Source organism: Alistipes sp. 56_sp_Nov_56_25 (assembly GCF_001915285.1).
Taxonomy (GTDB): domain Bacteria; phylum Bacteroidota; class Bacteroidia; order Bacteroidales; family Rikenellaceae; genus Alistipes; species Alistipes shahii.
Genome location: NZ_MNQF01000029.1, coordinates 18,502 through 41,376 on the forward strand (window position 1 = coordinate 18,502; position 22,875 = coordinate 41,376).

Annotated in this window: 21 protein-coding genes, 1 tRNA gene and 1 pseudogene; 15 read left to right on the plus strand and 8 right to left on the minus strand. The window is 59.8% G+C overall.

Annotation, left to right across the window (positions count from 1 at the left end; all coding sequences use genetic code 11):
- Positions 1-589 precede the first annotated feature (589 nt).
- Both BHV64_RS08050 and BHV64_RS08055 read left to right on the plus strand, forming a co-directional pair.
- On the plus strand, positions 590-1,828 hold the full coding sequence (locus BHV64_RS08050; RefSeq protein WP_149887464.1) for a M16 family metallopeptidase: 1,239 nt from the start codon (positions 590-592) through the stop codon (positions 1,826-1,828).
- Positions 1,825-3,168: a M16 family metallopeptidase gene (locus tag BHV64_RS08055; protein ID WP_288115717.1), complete on the plus strand. Its 1,344-nt coding sequence runs from the start codon at positions 1,825-1,827 to the stop codon at positions 3,166-3,168. Before BHV64_RS08050 ends, BHV64_RS08055 begins: the two co-directional genes overlap by 4 nt.
- Here the strand turns inward: BHV64_RS08055 and rsmA are convergent.
- Complete coding sequence (rsmA, locus tag BHV64_RS08060; RefSeq protein ID WP_022062201.1) at positions 3,163-3,957, minus strand: 16S rRNA (adenine(1518)-N(6)/adenine(1519)-N(6))-dimethyltransferase RsmA; 795 nt, start codon at positions 3,955-3,957, stop codon at positions 3,163-3,165. The genes BHV64_RS08055 and rsmA overlap by 6 nt on opposite strands.
- Before the next feature lie 148 nt (positions 3,958-4,105).
- On the opposite strand from rsmA, the gene BHV64_RS08065 reads away from it, so the two are divergent.
- Complete coding sequence (locus tag BHV64_RS08065; RefSeq protein ID WP_217727561.1) at positions 4,106-5,413, plus strand: hypothetical protein; 1,308 nt, start codon at positions 4,106-4,108, stop codon at positions 5,411-5,413.
- 241 nt (positions 5,414-5,654) lie between these two features.
- Here BHV64_RS08065 and BHV64_RS08070 read toward each other — a convergent pair whose 3' ends face one another.
- The 4 genes from BHV64_RS08070 to recQ form a co-directional block, all read right to left on the minus strand.
- A complete protein-coding gene (locus BHV64_RS08070; protein WP_015546702.1) occupies positions 5,655-5,894 on the minus strand; it encodes a hypothetical protein in 240 nt (79 codons plus the stop codon).
- 1 nt (position 5,895) lies between these two features.
- Entirely contained in the window at positions 5,896-6,093 is a 198-nt protein-coding gene (locus BHV64_RS08075; protein ID WP_015546701.1) for a hypothetical protein, read from the minus strand.
- 3 nt (positions 6,094-6,096) lie between these two features.
- The gene (locus tag BHV64_RS08080) at positions 6,097-6,321 is read right to left on the minus strand and encodes a hypothetical protein (RefSeq protein ID WP_015546700.1); all 225 of its coding nucleotides are present in this window, start codon (positions 6,319-6,321) and stop codon (positions 6,097-6,099) included.
- A 188-nt stretch (positions 6,322-6,509) separates the two neighbouring features.
- Positions 6,510-8,702 (minus strand): DNA helicase RecQ, encoded by a 2,193-nt coding sequence (recQ, locus tag BHV64_RS08085; protein WP_015546699.1) that lies wholly within the window; start codon positions 8,700-8,702, stop codon positions 6,510-6,512.
- A gap of 98 nt (positions 8,703-8,800) precedes the next feature.
- On the opposite strand from recQ, the pseudogene lptB reads away from it, so the two are divergent.
- The 12 genes and pseudogenes from lptB (at position 8,801) to BHV64_RS08145 (ending at position 19,223) form a co-directional block, all read left to right on the plus strand.
- A pseudogene (lptB, locus tag BHV64_RS08090) lies at positions 8,801-9,552 on the plus strand (LPS export ABC transporter ATP-binding protein).
- A gap of 2 nt (positions 9,553-9,554) precedes the next feature.
- On the plus strand, positions 9,555-10,799 hold the full coding sequence (aroA, locus tag BHV64_RS08095; RefSeq protein WP_022061752.1) for a 3-phosphoshikimate 1-carboxyvinyltransferase: 1,245 nt from the start codon (positions 9,555-9,557) through the stop codon (positions 10,797-10,799).
- Between the two features lie 15 nt (positions 10,800-10,814).
- A complete protein-coding gene (locus BHV64_RS08100) occupies positions 10,815-11,792 on the plus strand; it encodes a chorismate synthase (protein WP_217727560.1) in 978 nt (325 codons plus the stop codon).
- A complete protein-coding gene (gene prmC, locus BHV64_RS08105) occupies positions 11,789-12,628 on the plus strand; it encodes a peptide chain release factor N(5)-glutamine methyltransferase (protein ID WP_217727559.1) in 840 nt (279 codons plus the stop codon). Before BHV64_RS08100 ends, prmC begins: the two co-directional genes overlap by 4 nt.
- Positions 12,610-13,122 (plus strand): regulatory protein RecX, encoded by a 513-nt coding sequence (locus tag BHV64_RS08110; RefSeq protein ID WP_195579774.1) that lies wholly within the window; start codon positions 12,610-12,612, stop codon positions 13,120-13,122. Before prmC ends, BHV64_RS08110 begins: the two co-directional genes overlap by 19 nt.
- Entirely contained in the window at positions 13,107-14,837 is a 1,731-nt protein-coding gene (locus BHV64_RS08115; protein ID WP_217727558.1) for a M23 family metallopeptidase, read from the plus strand. Before BHV64_RS08110 ends, BHV64_RS08115 begins: the two co-directional genes overlap by 16 nt.
- A gap of 58 nt (positions 14,838-14,895) precedes the next feature.
- Positions 14,896-15,279 (plus strand): response regulator, encoded by a 384-nt coding sequence (locus tag BHV64_RS08120; RefSeq protein ID WP_015546692.1) that lies wholly within the window; start codon positions 14,896-14,898, stop codon positions 15,277-15,279.
- Between the two features lie 115 nt (positions 15,280-15,394).
- A tRNA-Arg gene (locus BHV64_RS08125) sits at positions 15,395-15,468 on the plus strand.
- Between the two features lie 234 nt (positions 15,469-15,702).
- Positions 15,703-16,251, plus strand: a complete 549-nt coding sequence (locus BHV64_RS08130; protein WP_149887459.1) for a 30S ribosomal protein S16 — start codon at positions 15,703-15,705, stop codon at positions 16,249-16,251.
- Positions 16,252-16,367: 116 nt separating this feature from the next.
- Positions 16,368-16,931, plus strand: coding sequence for a ribosome maturation factor RimM (locus BHV64_RS08135; RefSeq protein ID WP_195285535.1), 564 nt, complete (start codon positions 16,368-16,370; stop codon positions 16,929-16,931).
- 2 nt (positions 16,932-16,933) lie between these two features.
- Positions 16,934-18,133 carry a tRNA 2-thiouridine(34) synthase MnmA gene (mnmA, locus tag BHV64_RS08140; protein ID WP_288115718.1) on the plus strand — a complete coding sequence of 400 codons (1,200 nt, stop codon included), beginning with the start codon at positions 16,934-16,936 and terminating at the stop codon, positions 18,131-18,133.
- Positions 18,134-18,149: 16 nt separating this feature from the next.
- Positions 18,150-19,223 carry an SGNH/GDSL hydrolase family protein gene (locus BHV64_RS08145; protein WP_229028816.1) on the plus strand — a complete coding sequence of 358 codons (1,074 nt, stop codon included), beginning with the start codon at positions 18,150-18,152 and terminating at the stop codon, positions 19,221-19,223.
- Positions 19,224-19,613: 390 nt separating this feature from the next.
- On the opposite strand, the gene BHV64_RS08150 is transcribed toward BHV64_RS08145, so the two are convergent.
- The 3 genes from BHV64_RS08150 to BHV64_RS08160 all read right to left on the minus strand — a co-directional run bounded on the left by BHV64_RS08150 (position 19,614) and on the right by BHV64_RS08160 (position 22,765).
- Positions 19,614-20,234, minus strand: a complete 621-nt coding sequence (locus BHV64_RS08150; protein WP_018695065.1) for an RteC domain-containing protein — start codon at positions 20,232-20,234, stop codon at positions 19,614-19,616.
- A 100-nt stretch (positions 20,235-20,334) separates the two neighbouring features.
- Positions 20,335-20,943: a hypothetical protein gene (locus BHV64_RS08155; protein ID WP_288115719.1), complete on the minus strand. Its 609-nt coding sequence runs from the start codon at positions 20,941-20,943 to the stop codon at positions 20,335-20,337.
- Positions 20,944-21,721: 778 nt separating this feature from the next.
- Positions 21,722-22,765: a glycosyl hydrolase family 18 protein gene (locus BHV64_RS08160; RefSeq protein WP_288115720.1), complete on the minus strand. Its 1,044-nt coding sequence runs from the start codon at positions 22,763-22,765 to the stop codon at positions 21,722-21,724.
- Between the last annotated feature and the right edge of the window lie 110 nt (positions 22,766-22,875).

Here is a 22,875-nt window from a genome sequence, read left to right on the forward strand (position 1 = left end):
AGTGAATTACCCGCAGGCGCACGCATCCCGAGGGCGGAAACGCCGCGTCCGGACACGGCGCGCGGCGCGCGGACCGCAGGCCGGACGGACGGAGCCGCAAAAATAAGGTTTATGAATAGGACTTTCGGACACATTGGCCGCAAACCGGGATTTTTTATTAACTTTGCCCTCGGAAACACGTTTGCATTCGTTCTTTAAATATCGTTATTGAAACGGTTATATTGGGGCTCCTGAAATCTGGTAAATTTTTTGTAAACCCACAATGGATCGTACCCGAAGGGAGCGCGCTGATGTGAGGGGTTTACAGGCTTTACCAGAGCCGCAGGAGCCAGGATCTCGGCAGCACTCTTCTCGTTTCTGCCGATGTACCGGTCATGCAGCGGCGGGAGCGATGGATTCCTATCCCAAACTTCTTCATAGTCACCGAATCCATTTTCCGAACAATGAGGCGTCACTTGTATTTCCCGCCGCTGCTTTTTTACGGTCCCCGGGGGCGCGACCGCCCTTTTATCTGCCGGAAGGTTCTACGGGACCACCCCACGCAATCCCGGTTTGCAGCCACCGGACTTTTTCGTACCTTTGCGCAACTATGATTCCATACACCAGAAAAACACTCCCCAACGGGCTGACCGTCGTGGTCAACCGCGACCGGGCGTCGAAACTCGCCGCCGTGAATATCCTCTACCGGGTCGGCGCGCGCAACGAAAACCCCGCACGCACGGGATTCGCCCACCTGTTCGAACACCTGATGTTCCGCGGAACGCGCACCGTGGAGAATTTCGACCTTCCGGTGCAGATGGCTTCGGGCGACAACAACGCCTTCACCAACAACGACTACACGGATTTCTACATCACGCTCCCGAAGGACAACCTCGAAACGGCCCTCTGGCTCGAAAGCGACCGCATGGAGGGACTCGACATCACCCCCGCCAAGCTCGAAGCCGAGAAGAAGGTGGTGATCGAGGAGTTCCGCCAGCGATACCTCAACCAGCCCTACGGCGACCAGACGATGCTGCTGCGGGCGCTCGCCTACAAGGTCCACCCCTACCGCTGGGCGGCCATCGGCCTGGCGACCGACCATATCGCCGGAGCCACGCTCGCGGACGTCGAGTCCTTCTACCGCACCCACTACCGCCCGTCGAACGCCATTCTGTCGATCTCGGCCGACATGGAGGAGGAGCGGATGCTGGAGCTGGCCGAAAAGTGGTTCGCGCCGCTCGCCGACCACCCGTCCGCGACGGCCGCCATCCCGCAGGAACCCATGCAGACACAGGCCCGCCGCCAGGAGGTCGAACGCGACGTGCCGGCCTCGACCGTCACCGTAGCCTATCACATGTGCGCACGCACCAAGCCCGATTTCTACACCGCCGACTTGGTTTCGGACCTGCTCTCGGGCGGCGACTCGGGACGCCTCTACACGCACCTCGTCAAAGAACGCAACCTGCTGTCGAGCGTCAACGCCTACATCACGGGCGACGTCGATCCGGGACTGTTCGTCTTCACGGGCCAGCTGCTCCCGGGCGTGACGCCTGAAGCGGCCGAAGCGGCTTTCCGCGAAGAGATCGAAGCCCTGCAAACGACCGTCGCGACCGCATACGAAATCGAAAAGGTCAAGAACAAATTCGAAGCCAACACGCTCTTCGGCGAACTGAACGTGATGAACAAGGCGATGAACCTCGGGTTCTACGAGATGCTGGGCGACCTCTCCCTGATCAACCGCGAGGTGGACCGCTACCGCGCCGTCACCGACGAGGACATCCGCTCGTTCAGCCGCCGCACGCTTCGGCCCGAAAACAGTTCCACACTCATTTACAACGCCAGGAAATGACACAACCCCGCATAACTCCCTCGCAGGTCGAGGTCGCCGAAGCCCGCCGCACGACGCTGCCCAACGGCATCGGACTCTACACGCTCGCCTCCGACGATTTCGAGGTGCTGCGCATCTCGTTCGTCTTCCGCGCCGGATCGGCCCTCCAGCAGGCGCCCTTCTCGGCGTCGGCCGCCGCCAACCTCCTCTCCGAAGGCTCACGCGACATGACGGCGCACCAGATCGCCGAACAACTCGACTACTACGGCTCGTGGTACGACGTGAACGTCGACCGCGACTACGCCTACATCAATTTCGCCACCCTCTCGAAATTCTTCGACCCGACGCTCGCCGTAGCGGAGCAGATCCTGCTCTGCCCCGCATTCCCCGAGGAGGAGCTGCGCACCTACGCCGCCAAACGCAGACAGCGGCTGGCGGTCGAGCGGGCGAAGATCGACGTGAAGGCCCGCGAGGCCTTCGCACGGGCGCTGTTCGGGGAGCGGCATCCTTACGGCGTCTCGTCGCACGAGGAGGCCTACGACAGCCTCACGCGCGACGACGTGGCGGGATTCTACCGCCGGTTCTACACCGCCGAAAACTGCTTCGTCGTGTGCAGCGGGCGCATCGGCGACCACGAGCTGAAGGCCGTGGCGGAGCTTGCCGGACGGATTCCCCGCGGCGCGGCCGAAGCGCCGCCCGCCTTCCCCGCGCCCGAGACCACGCATACGGCGTTCGTCGAGTACCCGGGGGCCGTGCAGTCGTCGCTGCGCATCGGCCGCCTGCTGTTCCCGCGCACGCATCCCGATTTTTTGGGCATGCAGGTCGTGGCGACGGCCCTGGGCGGCTATTTCGGCTCGCGCCTGATGCAGAACCTCCGCGAAGAGCACGGCTACACCTACGGCGTGGTCTCGGCGATGGTCAACTTCGAACGCGAAGGCTATTTCGCCATAGCGGCCCAGGTCGGCGCGGACGTGACGCAGGAGGCTCTGCGGGAGATTTACGCCGAGATCGAACGCCTCGGCGCGGAGCCGATGCCGGAAGCGGAACTGGAGCTGGTGAAAAACATGATGACGGGCGAGATGATGCGCATTCTCGACGGGCCGTTCGGCATCGCCGACGTGACGATCGAAAACATCCTCTGCGGCTGCGACAACACGGTGATCGGCAGCAACATACGCCGTATCCGGGAGATGACGCCCGCCGGGGTGCAGCAGCTGGCCCGGAAATACCTCCGCCGCGAAGACCTGGTGACGGTGGTCGCCGGAACAGATTTGTGCTTAAACGAAGAGCGGCACGGATGGGTAGTATCGAAATACGTCCCATTCGTGCCGCACGAATGCAAGTGCAAAGATGCCCTATAAAATCGAAAATCGCGAAACCCAATTCGTTAGCTCCACGAACTCGGCGACGCCCAGCTGCTCGGCGCGCCGGGTGAAGAAGGGGTGCTCGGCCCCGCCGAAATCGCCGAACACGGACTTCAGCGAGTTGCGGATCATCTTGCGCCGCTGGCCGAAGGAGGCTTTCACCACCTTCACGAACAGGGTTTCGTCGCAGCCGAGACGCTCCGTGGCGTTGCGGCGCAGGCGGATCACGGCGCTCTTGACCTTCGGAGGCGGGTTGAAAACCGTCTCGTTCACCGTAAAAAGGTATTCGATGTCGTACCACGCCTGCAGGAGCACCGACAGGATGCCGTACTCCTTCGAACCGGGAGGCTCGGCCAGCCGCACGGCGACCTCCTTCTGGATCATGCCCACGCACTCGGGAACGAGATCGCGGTTCTCCAGCACCTTGAAAAAAATCTGGGACGAGATGTTATAGGGGAAGTTGCCGATGATTTTCAGTCCTTCGGGAAAGCGTTCGCGCAGGTTCATCCCGAGGAAATCGCCCGCGACGAGCCGCGGCGCGAACTCCGGGTAGTGCGCGTGGAGGTATGCGACGCTCTCCGGGTCGATCTCGGCGCCCCAGGTCACGATGTCGCTGCGCCGCAGCAGGAACTGCGTCAGCACGCCCATGCCGCACCCCACTTCGAGCACCGTACACGGTCCGCCGGCCGCACTGCCGCCCGAAAGCGAATCGCAGATTTTGCGTGCGATATTCAGGTCGACCAGAAAATGCTGTCCCAGCGCCTTTTTTGCCCTTACTTCTCCCATAAACTTTACATTGTAGGCAGCAAAGATAAGAAAAAGCCGGCTCAAAACCGAATCGCCGGCGAATTGCAAAGCGCTCCGGCAAATAAAAGCGCCGCTGCGGCGCCAAAGACAGGAATTATCGCTACCTTTGGGTCCATACGACAAAAAGATGAAACGCCTCCTCCCCACCCTGCTCGGTCTCTGCTGCATCGCAGACGCTTCGGCACAACTCAAAGTCCAATCCGTCCTGCCGCACGGCGCCGCGCCGGAGAAAACCGCGCCGGCGGTATACGATTCGACGGCAAACATCCGCACGGGCGGCGACGCCGCCTATTACGAAAGCCTCGTCGGGCAACGCATCCTGTTCTATCCCCGGGACATTCACGCCGATCTCCGCCCGGCCGCCTACGTCAACTTCCTCGCGGAAACGCCCGCCGTCGTGCGCGTCGACACCACATGGCTACGCAAACCCCGCAGAAAGGTCCGCCCCGAGGATTTCCGGATCGACACCCTTTACAGCGATACCTACCGTCCCCGGTTCTACAAAGACGAAACGACAGCCGCCTGCGGATGCACGACAATGGAGTCGCACGTTCTCGGACGGGACCTCTTTCCGACGGCTCCCGAAACGGGCTGGTTCACCCCGGCGGAAGCCATCGAAGGAAAAACCTTCGAAATAACAGGTCTCAAGACACACAGAATCCAGGGAGAGGCGTTCCGGGTTTTCCGGCTCCGATCCAAAGAGGGAGAAACACTCTATTGGTATGCACATGCGGGAAAAGACAAAACGAACCTGCGGGACGAATATTACCCGGTCGTCGTCGAAGGGCTGATCGAGAAGTACCGTGCGGCATACGTCGGCAGGGAGTTCTTCCTCACGAAGCGCAAACCCGAAGCTCCGGGATATGTTTCCGGATACTTCGGATTGCAGGCCAAGACCATGCAGGGCGAAGAGAACCGGCTGAATTTCGGCACGGAACTGAAGTGCCTCGACCTCCGGCTGATCGGCGACGGAACGGGTTACGCCGTGCCCGCGTTCGTATTCGAACGGAAAGAGGACAGCGTGCGGATTTACATCCCGCTTTGCCGCTACCCGACACCTTTCGGCGTCGAAGGATACACCCTCGGCAGCGACCGCGCCTTCATGGAAGAGCTGATCTTCACCCCGTCCGAAGAGGTATACGCCCAGCGCGCCGAGGAGGCCCGGAAGCGCGAAGAGGCCCGCCTGCAACAGGAAAAAGAGCAGAAGGAACGTAAGGCTGCGCTCTACCGGAAATACGGCAAGGCTACTGCCGAGCTGATCCTGGAGGGCAAAGTCCGGATCGGTATGACCCGGGAAATGTGCCGTGAGGCATGGGGGTCGCCCGAAGACATCAACACCATGTCGGGCAGTTGGGGCGTACACGAACAATGGGTCTACGGAACAAACAGCTACCTTTATTTCGAAAACGGAACGCTCGCCTCGATTCAGAACTGAACATGCGCCGGCCGCCGGACAAGATTGTCCGGCGGCCGGCGCATGCAGGAGGGGGGGGGCTGATCGGACAGAACCGAAGATTCGGAGCAGCGCTCCGAGCCGGGGTCAACGTCCAAACGACCGGACGAGCGGTCCCGGCCGAAAGAGCCGCACGGAACCTGCGGACCCCGGAAAACGATTCCGGCCGGGTCACGCACCCGGAACCGGCAAAACGACCGACATCCTCCGGTTACAGCCCCGGTCAGCGTTTCGAACGGCGGCTGCGCTTCTTTTCGAGCCGCTGCCGCTCGCGATTTTCCCGGGCCACGCGGCGCTGCGTCAGGCGGAACGTATAGAGCAGGCCCACGAACCCGATACCGAGCAGCGCAACCCAGAACCACACGGCGATGCCGCGCTCCATGAATTCGATGGCATAGATGACGCCCGCGACAGCCAGCACCATCAGTACGAGGCGCAGGAGCTGCATAAGATTGGTTTTCATGTCAATCCTTATTTTGGGTAACTTTCCTTTTCCGGTGCTGCAACGCGCCGACGGTCATCGCGGCGGATGCCAGGGCCATGATCACGGGAACGTACCAGATGTCCCCTCCGTCGGCGACGGCGACCCGCCAGGCCGAAACCAGGGTCCCTATGAAAAATACGACGGCCATGACGGCCTGAAAACGGTCTATCGCACGCATCGGTCAGGGAATTTTGTGCTTGTTCACCTCATCGAGGTGTCTGCATTTCTTTTTGTTGAACTCGTTATACACCATTCCGACTCCGGCCGCGACGAACAGCACGCCCACGACCAGATCGAACACATTCACGCAGTTGGAGCGCGTCACCCGCCAATAGACATTGGCCCCGAGCCACCCCAGCGCGCAGATCAGAAAAATCACGGCTAAAGTAAAAGTCTTCTTGTTCATAGGCGTCAAAATTAGGTTATATCGGTTAGTTACGTCCTTGCCAGCGGCACCCGAAGGCCAACCCCGTTTCATCTGCTTTTTGATTCCGGAGGAACGGTTTCCGGGCTTCGGACCCGAGCAGAAGCTGCAAAAGCAGGACGGTCCCGGGCCGCAGACGAAGAGCGGAAAACACCCTGTAAAACCGAAAATCAGTTGCCCTGCTCGCACATAAACTTAATGCGCACCAGGCGTATCTCCTCCTCGGTATAATCGGCCCCCAGCTCCTCGATGGCCGCGTCGAGCGAGTCGCTCTCGGCGTCCTCCTTGAAGTAGAGGTAAATGTCCTCGATCTTGTCCTCGTCCATGAACTCCTTCAGATAGTAGGAAATATCGAGTTTCGTTCCGGCGTTGACGATGCCTTCGATCTCGGTCAGCAGTTCGTCGAAGTCGAGGTCCTTGGCGCGGGCGATGTCCTCGAAATCCATCTTGCGGTCGATCGACTGGATGATGAAGATCTTGTTGCCCGACTTGCTGGCCACGCCCTTGACGATCATGTCCTGCGGACGGATGATCTCCTTCTCCTCGACATAGGCCTTGATCAGGCGGATGAACTCCTCGCCGAACTTGCGCGCCTTGCCCACGCCGACGCCCGTGATGTTCTGCATCTCTTCGAACGTGATCGGGTACTGCACGGCCATGTCCTCCAGCGACGGGTCCTGGAAAATGACGAACGGCGGCAGCCCGTGCTGCTTGGCGACCTTCTTGCGCAGGTCCTTCAGCATCGAGAACAGCTCCTCGTCGGCCGCGCCGCCCTTGCCCATCGGAGCCACGGACTCGGACTCCTTCTCCTCCTCGTCGTAGTCGTGGTCGAGGGTCACGGTCACCGGGAACGGCAGGGCGATATAGCCCTCGCCCTTCTTGTTGACCGAAATCAGCCCGTAGTTTTCGATATTCTTGTCGATGAGGCCCAGTATCAAAGCCTGACGCAGCACCGCGCCCCAGAAACGGGCGTCGTGCTCGGCGCCCGCACCGAACCATTTCGACTTGTTGTGCCCGTAGCTCTTGATCAGGGCCGTGGTCTTGCCCACCAGAACGTTGACCAGATAGTCGGCCTTGAACTTGTCTCCGATGTCGCGCAGGGCTTCGAGCGCCATCTTGAGCGCAGCCCGGGCATCGACCTTCGGTTTGGGATTGCGGCAGTTGTCGCAGTTGCCGCAGTTGTCCTCGGTATAGTCCTCGCCGAAATAGTGCAGCAGCGTCTTGCGGCGGCACATCGAACTCTCGGCGTAGGAAACCGTCTCCAGCAGCAGCAGCTTGCCGATCTCCTGTTCGGCGATGGGCTTGCCCTGCATGAACTTCTCGAGTTTCTGGATGTCCTTGTAACTGTAAAAGGTCAGGCAGTAGCCCTCGCCGCCGTCGCGGCCGGCACGGCCCGTCTCCTGATAATAGCCTTCGAGCGACTTGGGAATGTCGTAGTGGATGACATAGCGCACGTCGGGTTTGTCGATGCCCATGCCGAAAGCGATCGTCGCCACGATCACCTCGACGCGCTCCATCAGGAAGTCGTCCTGATTGGCGGCGCGCGTCGACGCATCCATCCCGGCGTGGTAGGCCAGCGCCCGGATGCCGTTGGCCACGAGCAACTCGGTCAGCTCCTCGACCTTCTTGCGGCTCAGGCAGTAGATGATGCCGCTCTTGCCCTCGTTCTGCTTGATGAAACGGATGATGTCGTGGTCGACGTTGTGCTTGGGCCGGATTTCGTAGTAGAGGTTCGGGCGGTTGAACGACGATTTGAAGACCGAGGCGTCGGACATGCCCAGATTCTTCTGGATGTCGAGCTGCACCTTGGGCGTGGCCGTAGCCGTCAGGGCGATCAGCGGCGCCGAGCCGATCTCGTTGATGATCGGCCGGATGCGGCGGTACTCCGGGCGGAAGTCGTGTCCCCACTCCGAAATGCAGTGCGCCTCGTCGATGGCGTAGAACGAAACCTTTATCTTGCGCAGGAACGCCACGTTGTCCTCCTTGGTGAGCGACTCGGGTGCGAAATAGAGCAATTTGGTCTTGCCGTCGAGCACGTCCTGCCGAACCTGCGCCACGGCGGTCTTGTTGAGCGACGAATTCAGGAAATGCGCGATCCCCGACTCGGCCGAGAAGGTGCGCATGGCGTCGACCTGATTCTTCATCAGGGCGATCAGCGGCGATATGACGATCGCAACGCCGTCCATCAGCATGGCCGGCAACTGGTAGCACAAAGACTTGCCGCCGCCCGTGGGCATCAGCACGAAAGTATCCTTGCCTTCCAGCACATTGCGGATCACCGCTTCCTGGTTTCCCTTGAACGACGAAAAGCCGAAGTACTCCTTCAGCTTGTCATGCAGCAGGGAAGAATCAAATTGTTTCATTTCGCCGATAGTATGCTTTAAAAATCATAAAATTCAATGTAAAGATAAAAAACTTTTCGGAAAAAAGCATAACTTTGTAAAAAAATTATCGAAACGCAATGCGTCTTTACACCAGCGAGCTCGTCAAGAAATACAAAGCCCGGACCGTCGTCGACCACGTGTCGATCGACGTCAACCAGGGAGAGATCGTAGGCCTTCTGGGTCCCAACGGAGCCGGCAAGACCACGACCTTCTACATGATCGTGGGACTGATCAAGCCCAACGAAGGGCGCATTTTCCTCGAAAGCGACGAAGGCCAGGCCTCCGAACTGACGGACCTGCCCGTATACCGCCGCGCCCAGCTCGGCGTAGGCTATCTGGCGCAGGAGGCGTCGGTATTCCGCCGCCTGTCGGTGGAGGACAACATACGGGCCGTGCTGGAGATGACCTCCTTCTCGAAGGAGTACCAGAACGAACGCGTCGAGGCGCTGATCGAGGAGTTCCGACTGCAAAAGGTGCGCAAAAGCCTCGGCATACAGCTCTCGGGCGGCGAACGCCGCCGTACGGAGATCGCGCGCGCCGTGGCCATCAATCCGGCGTTCATCCTGCTGGATGAACCGTTCGCCGGCGTGGACCCGATCGCCGTGGAGGACATCCAGTCGATCGTGGCGACGCTCAAGCACAAGAACATCGGCGTGATCATCACCGACCACAACGTCGACGAGAGATCCTGAAAACGGGTACGGCCGAAGAGCTGGCCGCCGACCCGATGGTCCGCAAGGTCTACCTCGGGCAGCATTTCGAGCTGAAGAAGAGCCATCAGCTGACGCAGGAGATGAAAAACCGCAAGGGACAGGAGGTTAATGAGTAAATATGGATAAAACGGTTCCGCCGGGCCGCGTCAAAGGCACGCTGACGCCGCCCTGTTCGAAAAGCTATGCACAGCGTGCCCTCGCAGCGGCACTGCTCTCGGAGGAGGTTTCGGTGCTGCGCAACATCGAATTCTGCGACGACACGCGTTCCGCCCTGCAATGTATCGAGACGCTCGGCGCGCGGGTGCGCCGGGTCGACCCCACATCGCTCTCGATCGAAGGCGGACTGTCCCCGAAGGGCTGCGTGCTCAACGTCGGCGAATCGGGCCTCTCGACACGTCTTTTCACGCCCGTGGCATCGCTCTGCCCCACACCCGTCACCATCGAGGGGCGCGGCTCGCTGCTGCGCCGCCCGATGCAGATGATGTTCGAACCGCTCCGCCGGCTGGGCGTGCGGGTCCGCGACAACGGGGGATTCCTCCCCATCGAGGTCTGCGGCCCGATCCAGGGCGGAGAGGCCGAAGTCGACGGGTCGGTCTCGTCGCAGTTCATCACGGGGCTGCTGCTCGCGCTGCCGCTGGCCAGGCGCGACACCTCGCTGCACGTACGCGGAGCGGTCTCGACACCTTATTTAGATATGACTCTCGACACGGCCGCGCGCTTCGGCATCGAAATCAGCCAGCGCGACTACGAGGAGTTCTACATCCCCGGACGGCAGCGCTACCGTTCGACCTATTTCAGCATCGAGGGCGACTGGAGCGCCGCGGCGATGCTGCTGGTGGCGGGCGCCACGGCCGGAGAGGTCACAGTGCGCAACGTCTCGATGCTCTCGAAGCAGGCCGACACGGCCATCTGCACCGCGCTGGTGCGCGCAGGAGCCGCCGTGATCAACGAGGAGGACTCGGTGACGGCCCTGCACAGGCCACTCCGGGCCTTCGAATTCGACGCCACGAACTGTCCCGACCTGTTCCCGGCGCTGGCCGCGCTGGCCGCCGCGGCCGACGGAGTGAGCGTCATCCGGGGAACCTCGCGCCTCGAATACAAGGAATGCAACCGCTCGGAGGCCATCCGCGAGGAGTATGCCAAACTGGGCATCGAGGTCGACACCTCGGAGGAGGATCTGATGAAAATACGCGGCGGAAAGGTCCGCGCGGCACGCACGCAGAGCCACGGCGACCACCGCATGGCCATGTCGCTGGCCGTCGCCGCCCTGCGCTCGGACGAAGCCGTGGAGATCGAGGGGGCCGAGAGCGTCGCCAAAAGCTATCCCGGGTTCTTCGAGGACCTGGAACATATTCGGGTCTAAAACACCAAACCGCCCATGAACCAATTCGGACACAATTTCCGGCTCGCCATCTGGGGCGAGTCGCACGGACACCAGATAGGCATTTCGCTGGACGGCGTCCCGGCGGGCATCCCGCTCTCGGAGGAGGACTTCGCCGAAGACCTCGCGCGACGCCGCAGCGGAGCGCCCGGCACGACGCCGAGGCGCGAACCCGACGTACCGCAGATCGTGTCGGGAGTCTACGACGGCTACACGACGGGCGCGCCGCTGACCATCGAATTCGCCAACACCAACACCCACTCGCAGGACTACTCGACCGTCATGCGCCACTACCGCCCCTCGCACGCCGACCTGGTGGCCTACCACAAATTCGCCGGATTCAACGATCCGCGCGGCGGCGGACACTTCTCGGCGCGCCTCACGGTGGCGCTGGTCGCCGCGGGCGTCGTGGCCAAAAAGATGCTGCCCGCAAGCATCCGCTTCGCGACCCGGCTGACCGAGATCGGCGGCTGCACCGACCCCGAACGTTTCAACGAGGTGCTGCATGCCGCGGCGGCCGACCGCGACTCGGTGGGCGGCATCGTCGAATGCCGCGTGCAGGGCGTGCCCCTCGGCCTGGGACAGCCCTTCTTCGACTCGGCCGAAAGCATGATCGCCCACCTGCTGTTCGCCGTCCCGGCGGTCAAGGGGGTCGAATTCGGCAGCGGATTCGCCGGAGCGCGTCTGCGCGGCTCGGAGAACAACGACAGCTTCACCGACTGCGACGGCACGACGGCGACCAACAACGCCGGGGGCATCAACGGAGGCATCACCAACGGCAACGAGATCGTGGTGCGCGCGGCGCTGAAACCCACGCCGAGCATCGGCCGCGAACAGATCACCTACAACCTGGCGACCAACAGGGTCGAACCGCTGGAAATCCACGGCCGCCACGACGTCTGCGTCGCCCTGCGCGGCGCGGTGGTCGTCGAAGCCGCCGTGGCCATCGCCCTGGCCAACTTCATCCGCCAATGACGCGCCGCGGGAGCATCGACGCGCTGGCCGCACGGCTCACGGGACTTTACGACGCACGCGAAGCCCGCAGCATCGCGCTGGCCGCCGTGGCGGAGCTTTCGGGGCTTTCGCCGTCGGCCCTGCTGACCGACCCGGAAGCGGAACTCGCCGTCGAAGGGCTGGAAGAGTCCGCAGCCCGTCTGGCTGCGGGCGAGCCGTTGCAATACGTCGTCGGACACACGGAATTTTACGGCCGCCGCTTCGCCGTACGCGAAGGGGTTCTGATCCCGCGGCCCGAAACCGAAGAGCTGGTCGACGCAATCCTGCACGGGGAGCGCGAAGCCCGGAGGCTGCTGGACGTAGGGACGGGCAGCGGCTGCATCGCGGCTTCGCTGGCTCTGGGGATGCCCGGGACGGAGGTCTTCGCCGCCGACATCTCGGACGACGCGCTGACCGTGGCGGCGGAGAATTTCCAACAACTCGGCGCGGCGGTCACGCTCCGCAAAGCCGATGCCCTGAACGGGCTGGAGGAGGCTTTTCCGGAGCGGTTCGACGCGATCGTATCGAATCCGCCCTACGTCCCCGAGAGCGACCGCGCGGCGATGCACCCCAACGTCCGCGACCACGAACCCGGCCTGGCGCTGTTCGTCCCCGACGACGACGCCATCCGTTTCTACCGCGCCATCGCCCGGGCGGGACGGCAGATGCTGACGCCCGGCGGACGTCTTTGGTTCGAGATTTACGAACGCGCCGCGGCGGAGATCGTCCGCATGCTCGGCGCCGAAGGATACACCGACACCGAGGTCCGCGAGGACCTCTTCGGAAAACCGCGCATGGTATGCACCCGGCTGAAATAAGGAAAAAACGCGACAAAACGCCCGACGAGGCGCTCGCGGCGCTGATGCGCCTCTGCGCCCGCGCCGAAAAGTCGGAGGGCGACGCCCGGCGGCTGATGCGCGGCTGGGGAGTGGCGGAAAAGGATGCCGAGCAGGTGCTCGGCCGGCTGGTGCGCGACCGCTTTATCGACGACAGCCGCTACGCCGAGGCCTTCGTGCGCGAAAAACTGCGGCTCAGCGGCTGGGGCGAGTACAAAATCCGCACGGCGCTCCAACGCAAGGGGGTTTCGAAGGAACGGATCGACGCGGCGTTGTCGCAGGCCGACCGTCCGGCAATGGGCGAGCGGCTCGCGCAGCAGCTCGAACGCAAGGCCCGGACGGTGAAATACGCCTCGCAATACGAACTGAAAACCAAACTGATACGCTACGGGCTTTCGCTCGGATACGACTACGAGGCCGTCATGGACGCAGCCTCGGCAATGGTCAGGGAGACGGACACATGCAACGATTTCTAATACTTTTTTTGCTTACGACGGCCTGCCTCGGGGCACAAGGCCAGCAACTCGACCCCAACGACTACATCTACCCCCTGCGGGAGCTCAAACAACGGCTCTACTCGGCCAATTTCGGCGAAATCCGTCCCGGGCATTTCCATGCGGGCGTGGACATCAAGACCGACGCCGAGGAGGGCAAACCGGTCGTGGCCGCGGCCGACGGCTACGTTTCGCGCGTGGTATTGCAGGCGGGCGGCTACGGGCGCGCCGTCTACCTCACGCTCCGCAACGGCACGACGGTCGTCTACGGCCACCTCCGGCGTTTCCGCGACGACATCGAGCGGCACGTGCGCAGGGAGCGTTACGAACGCCGTTCGAACGGCGTGAACCTCTGGTTCGGTCCCGGAACCTGGCCCGTGAAGCAGGGCGACGTGGTGGCTTACTCGGGCGACAGCGGTTCGTCGGGCGGCCCGCACCTCCATTACGAAATCCGCGACACGGAGACCCAGCGGCTCTACAACCCCGTCCGCGAAGGAATCATCCGCCCCAGGGACGAATATCCGCCGCGCATCGTGCGCCTGCACTACGTCGAGGTCGACACCGTGCAGGGCGTGCCCGTGCGCAGCGTCCCGGAGAGCTACGCCGTGATCCGCACGGCCGCAGGCCGTTACGCCCTGACGCACGACGGACCCGTCGGCGTAGGCCGCAGGGGCTATTTCGTGGCCGAAGTCACCGACCGCCGCAACGATGTCTGGAACTCCTTCGGGGTATGGCGCGTCACAGCCTTCGCGGACGGCATCCCCTGCTTCGAATTCCGCATGGACAGCTTCACCTACGACATATCGCGTTGCAGCGATGCCGTGAGCTGTTACCCGATACAAATCAATTCGCGCAACGAGGCGATCCGCCTGGCCCAGCTGGAGGGCGCGCCCGACAGTTTCTACCCGACGATGGCGGAACGCGGGCTGATACGCACGGCGGAAGGGCAGGTGCGCCGCATCCGCATCGAGGCCGAGGACGACTGCGGCAATGTCTCGACGCTGGAATTCGCCGTCCGCGGACGCGCCGGGGAGTTCCGCGCCGAGGCCGACACCACGGCCGTGACGCTGCGGCCCGACCGGACTTCGGTCCTGCGCGTCGGACGCGAGGCGGAGGTCCGCATTCCCGAAGGGACGATTTACGAGCCGATCTTCGTCCGTCCCGGACTCGGAGAGGCCCCGCAGGCGGATTCGGGCGTCGTCGTGCTCTCGCCCGCCTACCGTTTCTTCGACCCCGCGACGCCCCTTTTCCGCGCCGTGGAGGTCACGCTCCGCGGCAGCGTGCCGCGCCCGCTGCAACTACGCGCCCAACTGGCCGTACGCACGCGCAGAGGCTCGCTGGCCTGCGTCGGAGGCGCATATGCCGACGGCGCGGTGACGGCTTCGGTGCGGACGGCCGGAGACCTGGCGATCGTAGCCGACACGCTGCCGCCCGCGATCCGTCCGCTCTTCGCCGAAGGCGCCGACCTCACCCGGGCCGAAGGGGTGCGGTTCCGCGCCGCGGACAACTTCTCGGGCATCGCCTCGTGGAGGCTGCACATCGACGGCAAATGGGTTCCCTGCGACCGTTTTCCGATGAAAGGAACGCTGGTTCATTTCTTCGACGCGCCGGCGCAGCGGCGCACCCACGCCGTGCGTCTTTCGGTCACCGACGGATGCGGAAACGCAACGCATTTCGAAGGAACATTTTACCGTTGACGAACGACGGTTTTGGAAAAAATTTCCTATATTTGCGGGAACTGCAACGTAATACACAATGACAGACAACAATACATCCGAACGTAAGCCGTTGATCCTGATTGCAGAAGACGTGGAAAGCAATTACAAGCTGCTGGAAATAATCCTCAAGAAAGAGTATGACCTGCTCTGGGCGAAGAACGGCAAGGAGGCAGTGGCGTATGCGCTATCGCACAATCCCGACGCCGTATTGATGGATATTAAAATGCCTGTGATGGACGGTATCGAGGCGCTGAAGGAGATTCGGCTCCATACGGACAGTCTGCCCGTCATCATGCAGACGGCCTATGCTTTCGACACCGACCGGCGCGTCGCCGAGGAGGCGGGATGCAACGGATTCATCACCAAGCCCGTCATGCCGCGCGAACTGAAAATGTATCTCGACAAATACCTCACGAAATAGAGCCGGGACCGTTTTTCCGGAGTATGGCGGACCGTCCGGGTCCGGAGCAAGAAATCGGACGATAAGTTTGCAGTTGGCCCGAAATTTCTTACTTTTGCAGCGTTGTTTCAACGATGGTCTCGTAGCTCAGTTGGATAGAGCAACAGCCTTCTAAGCTGTCGGTCGTGGGTTCGAATCCCGCCGGGATCACAACGGACGGATTGGTTTTCAGGCAATTGAATTCAATCCGTCTTTCATTTCCGACCCGCCCCGCAACAACCCGAAGCGGCCCGTCCCATTCTTCCGGACAACCCCGTCACAGCCGTGAAATGCAGTTTTTTAGGGCATTTATTTTGCCGGGCGGAATATTTTCCCTACATTTGCAGGCTTAAAAGCCCGAAGGGGTGAGCGTTTTTTATTAATTACAACAAAATTTTATAGCAAATGGCTGTTAAAATTCGTCTGGCACGTCACGGTAAGAAGGGTTATGCCTTCTATCACATCGTTGCCGCAGATAGCAGAGCGCCACGTGATGGTAAATTCATCGAGAAGCTGGGAACCTACAACCCCAACACGAATCCTGCTACGATCGACCTGGACTTCGGGAAAGCCCTGGATTGGTTACAGAAAGGCGCACAACCTACGGACACCTGTCGGGCTATCCTCTCGTACAAGGGCGTAATGTACAAGAAACACCTGCTGGGCGGCGTCGCCAAGGGTGCGTTCACCGAAACCGAGGCAGAAGCCCGCTTCAACAAGTGGATGGAAGCCAAAGCCGGCAAGATCGAAGCCAAGGCCAACAAGCTGGCCACCGACGCCAAGTCGGCCGAGAAGGCCCGTCTGGCTGCCGAGGCCAAGATCAAGGAGGAGCGCGCTGCCGCAATCGCCGAGAAGAAGGCCGCTGCCGAGGCTGCCGCCCGTGAGGCCGCCGAGGCTGCCGCTGCGGAGACTGCTGCCGAAGAGGCCGCTCCGGAAGCTCCCGCCGCCGAATAATAAGGCGACACAGGGAAGGGACGCGGCAAGACGTTTCCCGATCCGAATAAAAACGGTAAACTTCCCACGGGAAGATTACCGTTTTTTTTGTATTTTTACGCCATAATTCAACCGACATGATCATTCCCGCAGGCAGAATCAACAAACTTTTCGGCACGGAGGGCGGAGTGATGCTCTCGCTCTACCCCGCTTTCCCCGAGGATTTCACGACCGACACCCCGCTGCGCGTCACCATTGACGCGCTGGAGGTTCCGCTCTGGTGCGAGCGTTTCGAACGCCGCGGCCAGTCGGGAGCCACGGCGACATTCGCCGATTTCGACACCGAGCGCAGGGCGCAGGAGCTTGTCGGGCTGGAATTCCGGATCGAGATGAACGGCGAAGAGGACGACGACGAATTTTACCTCGAAGACCTGATCGGCTTCGCGGTCGTGGCCGAAGAGGCCGGAGCCTCGTCCGGAAGGGCGGCGACCGCCGCCGGCGAAACCGGGTCATGCGCCTCCGGGAAACTCTGCGGGACGGTCACCGACTACTACGACAGCGACGCCAATCCGCTGTTCGAACTGGAGATCGGCGGACGGCAGGTGCTGGTCCCCGCCGTCGAGGAGTTCATCGCCCGCATCGACTTCGAGGGGCGCACGATGCACCTGGTGCTGCCCGAAGGACTCTTGACATTGGAATAAGGATGGCACGGGTGGTAATCGGACTTTCGGGCGGCGTCGATTCGTCGGTGGCGGCCTGGCTCCTCAAGGAGCAGGGGCATGAGGTCGTAGGGCTTTTTATGATCAACTGGCACGACACGACGGGAACGCTTGAAGGCGACTGTCCGTGGCACGACGACCGGGTTTTCGCCGAACTCGTGGCCAGGAAACTCGACATCGAGCTGCACGTGGTCGACCTCTCGGCAGACTACCGCACGCGTGTCGTGGATTACATGTTCGCCGAATACGAACGGGGCCGCACGCCCAATCCCGACGTGCTGTGCAACCGCGAAATCAAATTCGACGTATTCCTGCGCGAGGCGCTGAAGCTGGGCGCCGACTACGTGGCCACGGGCCACTACTGCCGTAAGGCGGAAGAGACGCTGCCCGACGGGAGGACGATCCATAAGCTGCTCGCAGGCAGCGATCCCAACAAGGACCAGAGCTATTTCCTCTGCCAGCTCTCGCAGGAGCAGCTCAGCCGGGCGTTGTTTCCCGTCGGCGGACTGCTCAAACCCGAGGTGCGGCGCATCGCCGAGGAGCAGGGTCTCGCCACGGCCAAACGCAAGGATTCGCAGGGCATCTGCTTCGTGGGCAAGGTCGACCTGCCGACCTTCCTCCAGCAAAAGCTCGCCCCGAAAAAGGGCAACATCCACGAAATACTCCCCGCATGGCCGAAATACGTGCGCGAGGAGGTCCCGGCGGAGGGAGAGCCGACGACCGGACAACTCGCGGCGCTGGCCGAACCGTGGCGTTACACCGTGCGCGACGGCAAGAAGATCGGCGAGCACAACGGCGCCCATTACTACACCATCGGACAGCGCAAGGGACTCGGCATCGGAGGCCGCAGGGAGTCGCTGTTCATCCTCGCCACGGACACGGTGCAGAACGTGATCTGGGTCGGCGAGGGCGACGCCCACCCCGGGCTGTGGCGCCCCGCGCTGCACATCGTGCCCGGCGAAATCCACTGGGTGAACCCCGCCCGGGAGCTGACCGCCGGGCAGAGCGCCCGGTTCTCCGTCCGCATCCGCTACCGCCAGCCCTTGCAGGGCGCGCGGCTGTTCGTCCGCGACGAAGGGGCTTACCTCGTTTTCGACCGGCCCCAGCGGGGCATCACCCCCGGACAGTTCGCGGCGTGGTACGACGGCGACCAGCTGGTCGGATCGGGCGTGATCGAAGGCTGACCAACTCAAACCAACCATGATAAAACACCTATTATTCATTGCAGCCGGGCTGTCGATGTTTCACGCCGCATCGGCGCAAAAGTATGTCGACGCCTCGACGCTGACCATCATCGGCCGCACCTGCCCGATGGAGGGGCATCCCTATTACCGGGTCGACACGACGCGCTACCGTTTCGACAACGCCACCATCCGCCACTACTGCGGCTACCCGGCCGGCGTGGCCGTGCTTTTCACCACCGACAGCCGCCGGATCGAGGCCCGCTGGACCACCGCACCGCGCAACTACGGCTGGAACATGACCCCGGTCCTGCAACGCGGCATGGATCTCTACGTCCGCGAAAATGGCGTATGGACGATGGCCGGTGCGGCACGTCCCGGATTACAGGACCGGCACGCCAGCACCATCGTCGAGCACATGGACGGACAGCCCAAGGAGTGCATGCTCTACCTGCCGGCGTGGAGCGAACTGCTGACGCTGGAGATCGGCGTGGACGAAGGAGCATCCGTTACGCCGCTCGAATCGCCTTACAAGCACCGCGTGATCGTCTTCGGATCGAGCGTCACCCACGGAGCTTCGGCCAGCCGCCCGGGCATGACCTATCCTGCGCGCATGAGCCGCATGACGGGCATCGAGTTCGTCAATCTGGGGTACAGCGGCAACTGCATGCTCCAACCCGAATTCGCGCGGCTGCTCGCCGAGACCGACGCCGACGCCTTCCTGTTCGACGCCTTTTCGAACCCCTCCCCGAAGATGATCCGCGAGCGCCTCGACGCGTTCGTGGCGACGCTCGTCAAGGCCCATCCCGACAAACCGCTGATCTTCATGCAGACCCACTGGCACACCGCAGGCAACCTCGATCAGGAGGCCGCGAAATTCCACCGCGAGCGGATCGACACCGCGGACGGGATGATGCGGCGGCTGGCGAAGCAATACGACAACGTCTACTTCCTCGACGGCGAATGGTTCTTCGGCCGGGACGCCGAGGGAACCATCGACTGCGACCACGGTTCCGACCTGGGCTACGACCGCATGATCTCGGAGCGGCTGCCCCGTATCCGGAAGATCCTGCGCAAATACGGAATCCGGTAGTCCGGGCGCATTGCGCCGGGTTTCGCAGTCCGGCGACTGAATCCCTGCGTTTTCAACGCGGGGATTTTTTGTGGATCTCTCGGCTGCAAAAGATATTTGCACTCTTCGACTGGTGTTCTTTGCCGCTTTTTGGTCGGCAAAGCAGCCTTAACCGCGGCGTATGCCGCGGAGGCTTTGTACCTTTTGGTGGCAAAAGTTCCAATCAAATCTAACTATCTGACAGACAGCATAAGGTAAAAGTCGAGGTAATGATTTGTCAACTTTAAAGGCAGTGTCCTTTGTATTCCATTTTGACTTGTCAAAGACTCTATGGCAAAGATATGAAATAGCCGATAAAAAAGCAAATGAAAAGAATTGTCTCATTTGCTTTTCTCTAATTGGGCATTCCAGCTATCGCTGGCTATAGGCAATCAGATTGTTGCGCAGGAAATCCAGAAAACGGGTCAGGCGCAGCTTACGGTTGACGACGGCATGGCGACACTGTTCCGGATTGTTGATACGGACGTTGAAAGTTCCGGAAAGCACATCGACAAGTGTCGCCAGATCGATCCGTGTGCCGTCGATGCGGCGTATGGCTCCGGAGAGTTGCAGAGCCGTAGCAAGTTCCATGATATCCGTAGGCGTGAATTGCTCGGAGAGGAACAGCGGCGATTTGGGGACTTCGGCCGACACCGGATCGGCGATGGACGGATAGCGAAGCCGGGTGAAAATCAGGCGGATCTCAAAATTCGTCAGTTGGATGGCGGATTTCAGCAGCGAGGCTTGCAGCGAGTGCTTATCGCAGATGCAATTCTTCAGTCGGCATAGCCGGGCGTCGGCGCGAATCAGTCGATGCAGAATTTCGAGCGGCGATTTCCGCAAATCCTGCGACAAGGCCTGCAATGCGTCGATGTAATCTTCATGGGCAGCATCGAACGCCTTGCGTTCCGAATCTGTCAGCCGTCGGTCGGGCGAGGTCGTGAGCAGCCTGATAAGCAGGCTTTCTTCGAGTTCAGATGTAGTTTGTGCCATAATATTATATTTGGATTTCGGAGGTAAAGATGGGTGTTTTTCCGATGCCGATTTACATACGTAGACAGCTACGTAGTCATAAAAAATCGCCGAAAATAGTTTACTCATTCTCATCGTCGTTCAGGGTATGGAATATTACTTCTGTAAACTTCGTGCGATCTTTTTTGCGTTCGAGAACACGGCGTTTGATGTCGCCCGGATTTCCGAGTTTGACATTCAGAAATTGTTCGAAAAGCTGAATAACCAGATAAAACGGAGCTTCGCGACCGTCGGACAAGATAATAGGTCTTGGACTCATCAGATCGAAACTGCAAAGAATCTCCGACAGGTCGACAGCATGGTATTTTTTAGACCAATGGAGCGGCGACTGAGGTACAGGTTCAGAGATAAAATGCTGCGGATGTTCAAGGCGATAATACAACAAATCCGTTTCCGTCCGGATGAACTCAATAGCTTGATTTATAAACCGGGACAGATAATGCGGCGGCGGAGTGTCCCGTTCGGAAACCCGGCGAAGAAGGGAGCGGAATTGAACCTGCGTATAGTTCAAAGTCCTCAATGCCGATAGAGCATCCGTATCGTCGCAGATGGTCGTAGCCTGTTGTGCGAAATCGTGAAAGTAGTTTCGTAATCTGTTTTCCGAAACGGCCTTCCGAGTCAGTGACTTTAACAAAGCCCGATATAAGGATGTGCGTAACAATCTATCCATCTATATTTGCATTTTTGACGGCTGGATGGCTCGACCATTGCATAAGGAATTATCTACGGCAAACAAAATGACCTGTTTCCATCTTATTTGTGTGATTGAGTGATGTTTATTGGAAAAAACATACCGGAATTTCTTCGGAATCTATTTTTTATTTATATCTTTGTACTGCTATCCGTCGAAAGACGGGCAGCATTTGCTGCGAAGTGAACGTGAGAATTTACTGTAAGCGGCAGATTCATAGTCCCGCGCCCGCAATGGGCGAGGTATTTTTTCAGAAGCAACGACCTTAACGGGCGTGGGCTTTGTGTTATTGCTTACGGGTTTTCCACGACCTACTCTGCGTAATGCATCGCCCCGCCCGTTATTTTCCGGATAGCACAATTTTAATTTGAAGAATTATGCTATCTTTGCAGAAATATTATATTAATTACCGGAATCTTCTTGTATAATCAATAGAATTCTATAATTTCTCTTTGGCCGCAAAATTGATAAACATAAAAGATAAGTTGTAAGTGATTGAAAAAGACCATAGCAGGCACTTGCTACATATACATTATTTGCGATATCAATTTTGTGAAACCCCGTATATTCTGAAAAGAGTTTACGGGGTTATTTCCTTGTATATTTTGTTTTAAGGCTGTTTTAATGGTGTTCGAATGCCTTAATAGCATTCACATATGGGCACAAAAAGCCCGCACACCGGTTCCAGAATGGTGTGCGGGTTGCAAACGCCATAGCAGACATTTGCTACATATACAGAATACGCACCGTTCTGAACTTATTGCACATCAGCATACGTAATCGTTGTACCAGGGCCACCCGTAGACCAATCCTTGGCATAACCGCTTGCGGGAGAGCTGGCACGGCTGACTGTAAGACCGATGCCTTCGCCAATCTTCTGAATCGCTGCAAGAGGGTCACGATTAGTTTGGACACGCAAGTCGTAGGTCATGATCGCACCCATACCATCCGTTTTCGATTGTGCCGACCGATTCTTGATCTGGTTAAGAGTAATTGCATTATAACTCTGATTCAGGTTAATCGCCTGTGCAGACCATTTAGCATTGGTCCACGGAGAAGATGGCGATACATAAACATTGGGACCGAAATAAGCATACCATCCGTAGTCACAAGCGGCAACAGCAGCCGAGGACAACGACGATGCATAGCCGATGTAGAATACGGTAATCAGTTTGTGCTCATTGGGGAAACGTGCATCGAGTTTCTCGCGCAGTTTTAACACCAGACCGCTGAATGACCCGGATACTGACGAGGGGAAATTGGAGTTTTCGCCATACTTGGACCATTCGTCGTCGAAGTCGATGCCATCGAGCTGGTACTCTTCGACAGCCCAAGCCAGAATCTCTGCGAACTTCTCCTGATTGGCTTCCGTCAGGTTGCCGACTCCGACACCCTTGTGGTTGCCGAGGATGGAGAGCAGTACCTTGCCTCCGTCCTGACGGATCGGCTGCACGTACTTGTAATGGCCGGTCGTAGTCGATCCGGCGGACGGAACCAGTACTTTGGTTACATTGTCGTTCAGGTAAAGGCAGGGTTCACTGCCGTTGTCATTGATATTGGCCGCGAATACCTTCGTGATCTTGAAGAACGGGGTGTTGTCCGCATTGCGATACATCAGAACATTCAACGGATTGGTGTCGTTGACTTCGATGTAGGCCGTAGGAGCCGGAGTATCCCCGGCCGCACGTGTTACGATGGTTGCCGCAGCGTTATCCGCTTCCGGTTCAACGTCCTTGGTGCAGGACGAAATCAGAGTTGCCACTGCGAAGAGTGACGTCATAAACATAAATGATTTTTTCATAGTTGTAATAGTTGACTTATTAGTCAAAACGGGTGCTGAAACGCCTCAAAAACAGGAAAACGCCACGCTATAGGTCAAAACGGGTGCCGATAGCGTGGCATTCTATTTGA

What these genes read in the sequence shown, in the direction of transcription:
- BHV64_RS08050 (WP_149887464.1), top strand. Translation starts at nt 590, where the DNA reads ATGATTCCATACACCAGAAAAACACTCCCCAACGGGCTGACCGTCGTG.
- BHV64_RS08055 (WP_288115717.1), top strand. Translation starts at nt 1,825, where the DNA reads ATGACACAACCCCGCATAACTCCCTCGCAGGTCGAGGTCGCCGAAGCC.
- rsmA (WP_022062201.1), bottom strand. Translation starts at nt 3,957, where the DNA reads ATGGGAGAAGTAAGGGCAAAAAAGGCGCTGGGACAGCATTTTCTGGTC.
- BHV64_RS08065 (WP_217727561.1), top strand. Translation starts at nt 4,106, where the DNA reads ATGAAACGCCTCCTCCCCACCCTGCTCGGTCTCTGCTGCATCGCAGAC.
- BHV64_RS08070 (WP_015546702.1), bottom strand. Translation starts at nt 5,894, where the DNA reads ATGAAAACCAATCTTATGCAGCTCCTGCGCCTCGTACTGATGGTGCTG.
- BHV64_RS08075 (WP_015546701.1), bottom strand. Translation starts at nt 6,093, where the DNA reads ATGCGTGCGATAGACCGTTTTCAGGCCGTCATGGCCGTCGTATTTTTC.
- BHV64_RS08080 (WP_015546700.1), bottom strand. Translation starts at nt 6,321, where the DNA reads ATGAACAAGAAGACTTTTACTTTAGCCGTGATTTTTCTGATCTGCGCG.
- recQ (WP_015546699.1), bottom strand. Translation starts at nt 8,702, where the DNA reads ATGAAACAATTTGATTCTTCCCTGCTGCATGACAAGCTGAAGGAGTAC.
- aroA (WP_022061752.1), top strand. Translation starts at nt 9,555, where the DNA reads ATGGATAAAACGGTTCCGCCGGGCCGCGTCAAAGGCACGCTGACGCCG.
- BHV64_RS08100 (WP_217727560.1), top strand. Translation starts at nt 10,815, where the DNA reads ATGAACCAATTCGGACACAATTTCCGGCTCGCCATCTGGGGCGAGTCG.
- prmC (WP_217727559.1), top strand. Translation starts at nt 11,789, where the DNA reads ATGACGCGCCGCGGGAGCATCGACGCGCTGGCCGCACGGCTCACGGGA.
- BHV64_RS08110 (WP_195579774.1), top strand. Translation starts at nt 12,610, where the DNA reads ATGCACCCGGCTGAAATAAGGAAAAAACGCGACAAAACGCCCGACGAG.
- BHV64_RS08115 (WP_217727558.1), top strand. Translation starts at nt 13,107, where the DNA reads ATGCAACGATTTCTAATACTTTTTTTGCTTACGACGGCCTGCCTCGGG.
- BHV64_RS08120 (WP_015546692.1), top strand. Translation starts at nt 14,896, where the DNA reads ATGACAGACAACAATACATCCGAACGTAAGCCGTTGATCCTGATTGCA.
- BHV64_RS08130 (WP_149887459.1), top strand. Translation starts at nt 15,703, where the DNA reads ATGGCTGTTAAAATTCGTCTGGCACGTCACGGTAAGAAGGGTTATGCC.
- BHV64_RS08135 (WP_195285535.1), top strand. Translation starts at nt 16,368, where the DNA reads ATGATCATTCCCGCAGGCAGAATCAACAAACTTTTCGGCACGGAGGGC.
- mnmA (WP_288115718.1), top strand. Translation starts at nt 16,934, where the DNA reads ATGGCACGGGTGGTAATCGGACTTTCGGGCGGCGTCGATTCGTCGGTG.
- BHV64_RS08145 (WP_229028816.1), top strand. Translation starts at nt 18,150, where the DNA reads ATGATAAAACACCTATTATTCATTGCAGCCGGGCTGTCGATGTTTCAC.
- BHV64_RS08150 (WP_018695065.1), bottom strand. Translation starts at nt 20,234, where the DNA reads ATGGCACAAACTACATCTGAACTCGAAGAAAGCCTGCTTATCAGGCTG.
- BHV64_RS08155 (WP_288115719.1), bottom strand. Translation starts at nt 20,943, where the DNA reads ATGGATAGATTGTTACGCACATCCTTATATCGGGCTTTGTTAAAGTCA.
- BHV64_RS08160 (WP_288115720.1), bottom strand. Translation starts at nt 22,765, where the DNA reads ATGAAAAAATCATTTATGTTTATGACGTCACTCTTCGCAGTGGCAACT.